Here is a 5,597-nt window from a genome sequence, read left to right on the forward strand (position 1 = left end):
GCTCAAGGGGGCGTCAGGAGCTGAGCTCCCAGACGGCGTTGGCGATCGCGTCCGTGTTGGTGTCGAGCGCCTTGTCGTCGACGTTCTTCAGGGTGTCGCAGGAGCGGTGGTAGCAGGCGTCGAACTCCTCGCCGGCGGTGCCGCCCCACTGCTCGGCCTGCTTCTGCGTCTTGGTCCGCTCCCCGCCCGAGTACAGCCCGCCGACCTTCACGCCCCGGTCCTTGAACGGGGCGTGGTCGGAGCGGCCGTCGCCCTCCGTCTCCGGCTCGGTCGCGATCTTCTTGGCCGCGAACCAGTCGGTGAAGACCTTCTCCAGCCGCGTGTCGTCGTCGTACACGAAGTAGCCGGGGTTGGGTGAGCCGATCATGTCGAAGTTGAGATAGCCGTCGATCTTCGACAGGCCGTCCGCGCCCAGGGCGTCGACGTAGTGCGAGGAGCCGACCATCCCGGCCTCCTCGTCGCCCCACCACGCGAACCGCAGGTGCTTCGTGGGCTTGAGGTCCGCCTTGGCGACGGCGAGCGCGACCTCCAGTATCCCGGCCGAGCCGGACCCGTTGTCGTTGATGCCCGGCCCGGCGTCGACCGAGTCCAGGTGTGCGCCCGCCATGACGACCTTGCCGGAGTCGCCGCCCGGCCAGTCCGCGATGACGTTGTAGCCCTTGGCGCCGCCGCTGGTGAACTCCTGGAGCTTGGTGGTGAACCCGGCCGCGTCGAGCTTGGCCTTGATGAACTCCACCGACGCCTTGTAGCCGGGGGTGCCGTGGGCGCGGGTGCCGCCGTTGGCGTCGGCTATCTTCTGCAACTCGCCGAGGTCGGCCTTGACGGCCGCGCCGTCGATGTCGGGCGCGGACAGGGGCGTACGGGCAGGGGCGGGGGCCGATGCCTGGGCCACGGCGGCCGGGCCGAGCAGGGCGGCGGTCAGCGCGGTGCAGGCGCCGACGGCGAGAGCGGTGCGGCGCAGCGGTGACGCAGTGGATGCAGCGGATGAAGTGACCGCAGTGAACGCAGTGAACACAGTGGGCTCCGTAACTGAAGTGGGGGGTGGTGCGGAGCAATTGATGCGGACATGAGGATTTAAGGTTCGCCGCGATCCGTCAAGGGCGATTAAAGAACAGCGTGTTCCGCGGAGCGGACGCGAGGGGGACGCGAGGGGTGCAAGGGGGCGCGGGCGGCCCCGTGTCCCTCTGTGTCCCTCCGTGTCTCTCCATACGACCGTCACCTGACCAGCGGCCGGACGGTGGAGCGGCCCCCGAGGCGGGTATGACAGTGATGCGGGCATGACCAGCCGGCTCCGCACGGCCCCGGTCCCACGTCCCGCACCCATCCACGCGCCCGCGCCGGCCCGCGCCGTCGCCAGCCGTGTCACAGCCATGCCCGCATCCCGCCACAGCGAAGGGGCCGTCATGCCCGCAGGACCACAGAAATATCCAGGGGCGTCCACCGCACACTGGTGGCAGTCCAGATGGGGCGGCGACCCCATGGAGGTCAACACCATCGTCTGGCACTCCACCGAGGGAACCGGCCTGCCGGACTACGCCGGCGGCTCGGCGGCGCCCAACTTCACCGCGCTCCCCGACTTCGACGCGCAGCGGCTGACCTGGTACCAGCACTTCGACTTCGACATATCGTCGCGGGCGCTCGTCAACAAGCCGGGCGGCGTTCAGACCAACACCCTCAACGTCTGCCAGGTCGAGATCGTCGGCACCTGCGACCCGGCCGCCCATGGGAAGTGGACCGCGCGTCACCTCTACACCCCGGAACTGCCCGACTGGGCCCTGCGCGACCTCGCCGCCTTCGCGAAGTGGGCGCACGACGAGCACGGGGTGCCGCTGACGGGCGACGTGGAGTTCAAGGCGTACCCCGCCTCGTACGGCGCCAACGGCGTGCGCATGGGAGCCGCGAAGTGGAACGCCTTCCGCGGGCACTGCGGCCACCAGCACGTACCGGAGAACGACCACGGCGACCCCGGCCTGCTCCCGATGGCCGCGATCCTCACGCGCGCGGGCGAAGCGGCCGGCACGCCGTAGGTCATGACGAAACGAGGCGACACCCACCACCACACCGCAGAAGGAGGAGAGAAGTGCCGTACACCCTGGGAGAGATCAGCAACCAGGGCCAGGAGCTGGTGCCCAACTCCTGGAAGACCCTGACCATCAGCCGCACCGACCTCATAGCCGGCGCCGGTTCGTACACGGCGACCGTGTATCTGACCCTCGAAGCGCCCGCCGGGGCCACCGTCCAAGGCCGCTTCTACCACCGCCGCGCGGACGGCTCCCGCTGGGACGGGCCGATCATCGAGCGGCTCACCACACCCGGCCTGTCGTTCGTCGACTTCACCCACACCGGCTCCATCGGCAAGGGCGAGACGGTCCGCTTCGAAGTCACGTACGGCCCGGACGCCCCCGACGACACCGGTCACGCCCTGCTGCACACCGCCCGCGCCCGCGGGCTCTACTGGAAGTGAGTTCCCCATGAGCCGGCTGAACCAGCTGCCCCGACTCCTCCTCGACATCGCCGAGCGCACCGTCGCCGCCTATGTGACGACGCTCCTCGGCCTGCTCCTCGCCGACGGCTTCGACCTCACCAGCCTCTCCGCCGTCAAGGCCGCGGCGATCGCCGCCCTGCCCGCCGCCCTGTCCGTCCTCAAGGGCGCGATCGGGGCTCTGGCGGGCGACCGGACCACCGCCGCGTGGCTGCCCCGCCGCAAGGACCCCGCGCCGGAGGCCGGGCGCGGTACGTGACGCCGGGCGCGGTGCGTGACGCCGCGCGCCGACGCGATCCCCACCAGGCGGCCCGAGGCGCGTTCCCGGGCCGCTCTGTACGTTTCCGTCCGGAATTCCGCGTTCATGACATCGATGTCACAGGATTCCTGACAGCTTTGGCTATGGATGCGCAAAGCGTCAGTTAACGCGGTGGAAAAGGTTGAGTATTAACGTGCAATACAGGTCGCGAGACGGAGAACCGCAGGTCAAGTCCGGATTCTCGACCGATATGGTCCATCTGCGTCCAGTCGGAACGACGCGGTCCGCGCACCAACGCCTACCGGCCGGAACGCTGGTTCCTCCTGCCCAATTGTGAGCGGAGGAAGAACGACAGTGAGGTGGGACGCGTGCAACTTTCCCCGCACGAACAAGAACGACTGCTCATCCATGTGGCGGCCGACGTCGCCGAGCGGCGCAGGAACCGCGGGCTGCGGCTCAACTACCCCGAAGCGGTCGCGCTCATCACCGCGCACATCCTCGAAGGCGCCCGCGACGGCAACAGCGTCGCCGAGCTGATGGCCTCCGGACGCAAGGTGCTCTCCCGCGACGAGGTCATGGACGGCATCCCCGAGATGATCCACGACGTACAGGTCGAGGCCACCTTCCCGGACGGCACCAAGCTCGTCACCGTGCACGAGCCCATCGCCTGGCAGGGGGAGCGGACCGCATGATCCCCGGAGAGATCCTCTTCGCCGAGGAGCCCGTACGTTTCAACGAGGGCCTCCCGCACATCAGCCTCACCGTGCTGAACGCCGCCGACCGGCCCGTACAGGTCGGCTCCCACTACCACTTCGCCGAGGCCAACCCCGGTCTCGACTTCGACCGCGCGGCCGCGTACGGCAAGCGGCTCGACATCGCCGCCGGCACCGCCGTCCGCTTCGAACCGGGCATCCCCGTCGAGGTCGACCTCGTACCCATCGCGGGCAAGCGCATCGTCGAGGGCCTGCGCGGCGAGACCGGAGGACCCCTCGATGTCTGAGCTCACCCGCCCCGCCTACGCCGACCTCTTCGGTCCGACCGCGGGCGACCGCATCCGGCTCGCCGACACCGCCCTCGTCGTGGAGATCGAGGAGGACCGCTCCGGCGGCCCCGGGCACTCCGGCGACGAAGCGGTCTTCGGCGGCGGCAAGGTCATCCGCGAGTCGATGGGGCAGTCCCGCGCCACCCGCGCGGAGGGCGCCCCCGACACCGTGATCACCGGCGCCGTCATCCTCGACCACTGGGGCATCGTCAAGGCCGACGTCGGCCTGCGCGACGGCCGGATCACCGGCATCGGCAAGGCCGGCAACCCCGACACCATGGACGGCGTCCACCCCGACCTCGTCATCGGCCCCGAGACCGAGATCATCGCCGGCAACGGGAAGATCCTCACCGCCGGAGCCATCGACACCCACGTCCACTTCATCTGCCCGGACGCCGTGCACGAGGCCCTCGCCTCCGGCATCACCACGCTGGTCGGCGGCGGCACCGGCCCCGCCGAGGGCAGCAAGGCCACCACCATCACCCCCGGCTCCTGGCACCTGGCCCGGATGTTCGAGGCGCTGGAGGCGTACCCCATCAACATCGGGCTGCTCGGCAAGGGCAACACGATGTCGTACGACTCGATGCGCGACCAACTGCGCGCGGGAGCCGTCGGGTTCAAGGTCCACGAGGACTGGGGCGCGACCCCCGCCGTCATCGACGCCTGCCTCAACGTCTGCGAGGAGAGCGGCGCCCAGCTCGCCATCCACACGGACACCCTCAATGAGGCCGGATTCGTCGGCGACACCCTCGCCGCCATCGGCGGGCGCTCCATCCACGCGTACCACACCGAGGGCGCGGGCGGCGGCCACGCACCGGACATCATCACCGTGGTCTCCGAGTCCAATGTGCTGCCCAGCTCCACCAACCCGACCCGGCCGCACACCGTCAACACCGTCGAGGAGCACCTCGACATGCTGATGGTCTGCCACCACCTGAACCCGGCCGTCCCCGAGGACCTCGCCTTCGCCGAGTCCCGCATCCGGCCCAGCACCATCGCCGCCGAGGACGTCCTGCACGACCTCGGCGCGATCTCGATCCTCTCCTCCGACGCCCAGGCCATGGGCCGCATCGGCGAGGTCGTGCTGCGCACCTGGCAGACCGCGCACGTCATGAAGGTGCGCCGCGGCGCGCTGCCCGGCGACGGCCGCGCCGACAACCACCGCGCGCGCCGCTACGTCGCCAAGTACACGATCAACCCGGCCGCCGCCCAGGGCCTCGACCATGAGATCGGCTCCGTGGAGACCGGCAAGCTCGCCGACCTCGTGCTGTGGGACCCGGTGTTCTTCGGCATCCGCCCGCAGCTCGTCATCAAGGGCGGGCAGATCGCGTACGCGCAGCTCGGCGACGCCAACGCCTCCATCCCCACCCCGCAGCCGGTCCTGCCGCGCCCCATGTTCGGCGCCGTCGGCCGGGCCCCGGCGGCGAGTTCCCTCAACTTCGTCACCCAGGCGGCGATGGACGACGGGCTCCCGGAGCGGCTCGGGCTCGACAAGCGGTTCACCCCGATCCGCTCGACCCGCGGCGTCTCCAAGGCCGATATGCGCAACAACGACGCCATGCCGCGCGTCCTGGTCGACCCGGACACGTTCACGGTCACCATCGACGGCGACGCCGTGGAACCGGCGCCGGCCGCCGAACTGCCCATGGCCCAGCGTTACTTCCTGTTCTGATATGGCCACCGACTATGTGACGGCCCCGCTCGGCGGGGGAGCCGCGCGGACCCGGCCGCCGGAGCCGTTCAAGGACCGCGCCGCGCGCCCGCCCGAGCCCGTGCCCGTACGCGCCGCGCGCCCGCCGGAGCCCTTCGAGAAC

Annotated in this window: 7 protein-coding genes; 6 read left to right on the forward strand and 1 reads right to left on the reverse strand. The window is 70.3% G+C overall.

What is annotated here, in order from left to right; genetic code table 11:
* Window positions 1–13: 13 nt before the first annotated feature.
* Window positions 14–1,015 carry a M28 family metallopeptidase gene (locus tag ACFU99_RS31145; RefSeq protein ID WP_384398378.1) on the reverse strand — a complete coding sequence of 334 codons (1,002 nt, stop codon included), beginning with the start codon at window positions 1,013–1,015 and terminating at the stop codon, window positions 14–16.
* Window positions 1,016–1,403: 388 nt separating this feature from the next.
* Here ACFU99_RS31145 and ACFU99_RS31150 point away from each other — a divergent pair, with 388 nt between their 5' ends.
* From ACFU99_RS31150 to ACFU99_RS31175, 6 genes are all read left to right on the forward strand, one after another.
* Window positions 1,404–2,027: a hypothetical protein gene (locus tag ACFU99_RS31150; protein WP_384398380.1), complete on the forward strand. Its 624-nt coding sequence runs from the start codon at window positions 1,404–1,406 to the stop codon at window positions 2,025–2,027.
* 53 nt (window positions 2,028–2,080) lie between these two features.
* Window positions 2,081–2,464, forward strand: coding sequence for a hypothetical protein (locus ACFU99_RS31155; RefSeq protein WP_384398382.1), 384 nt, complete (start codon window positions 2,081–2,083; stop codon window positions 2,462–2,464).
* A gap of 7 nt (window positions 2,465–2,471) precedes the next feature.
* A complete protein-coding gene (locus ACFU99_RS31160) occupies window positions 2,472–2,741 on the forward strand; it encodes a holin (protein WP_384398384.1) in 270 nt (89 codons plus the stop codon).
* Between the two features lie 368 nt (window positions 2,742–3,109).
* Entirely contained in the window at window positions 3,110–3,433 is a 324-nt protein-coding gene (locus ACFU99_RS31165) for an urease subunit gamma (RefSeq protein ID WP_384398386.1), read from the forward strand.
* Window positions 3,430–3,741 carry an urease subunit beta gene (locus ACFU99_RS31170; RefSeq protein ID WP_384398388.1) on the forward strand — a complete coding sequence of 104 codons (312 nt, stop codon included), beginning with the start codon at window positions 3,430–3,432 and terminating at the stop codon, window positions 3,739–3,741. The genes ACFU99_RS31165 and ACFU99_RS31170 overlap by 4 nt, the downstream gene beginning before the upstream one ends.
* On the forward strand, window positions 3,734–5,455 hold the full coding sequence (locus ACFU99_RS31175) for an urease subunit alpha (protein WP_384398390.1): 1,722 nt from the start codon (window positions 3,734–3,736) through the stop codon (window positions 5,453–5,455). Before ACFU99_RS31170 ends, ACFU99_RS31175 begins: the two co-directional genes overlap by 8 nt.
* The last annotated feature ends 142 nt before the right edge of the window (window positions 5,456–5,597 follow it).

Origin of the sequence: Streptomyces sp. NPDC057654 (genome assembly GCF_042800135.1) — a bacterium.
Classification (GTDB): Bacteria; Actinomycetota; Actinomycetes; order Streptomycetales; family Streptomycetaceae; genus Streptomyces.

Bases quoted from the DNA above. Each gene is read 5' to 3' on its own strand.
- ACFU99_RS31175 (WP_384398390.1), top strand. From the start codon at position 3,734: ATGTCTGAGCTCACCCGCCCCGCCTACGCCGACCTCTTCGGTCCGACC.
- ACFU99_RS31170 (WP_384398388.1), top strand. From the start codon at position 3,430: ATGATCCCCGGAGAGATCCTCTTCGCCGAGGAGCCCGTACGTTTCAAC.
- ACFU99_RS31150 (WP_384398380.1), top strand. From the start codon at position 1,404: ATGCCCGCAGGACCACAGAAATATCCAGGGGCGTCCACCGCACACTGG.
- ACFU99_RS31160 (WP_384398384.1), top strand. From the start codon at position 2,472: ATGAGCCGGCTGAACCAGCTGCCCCGACTCCTCCTCGACATCGCCGAG.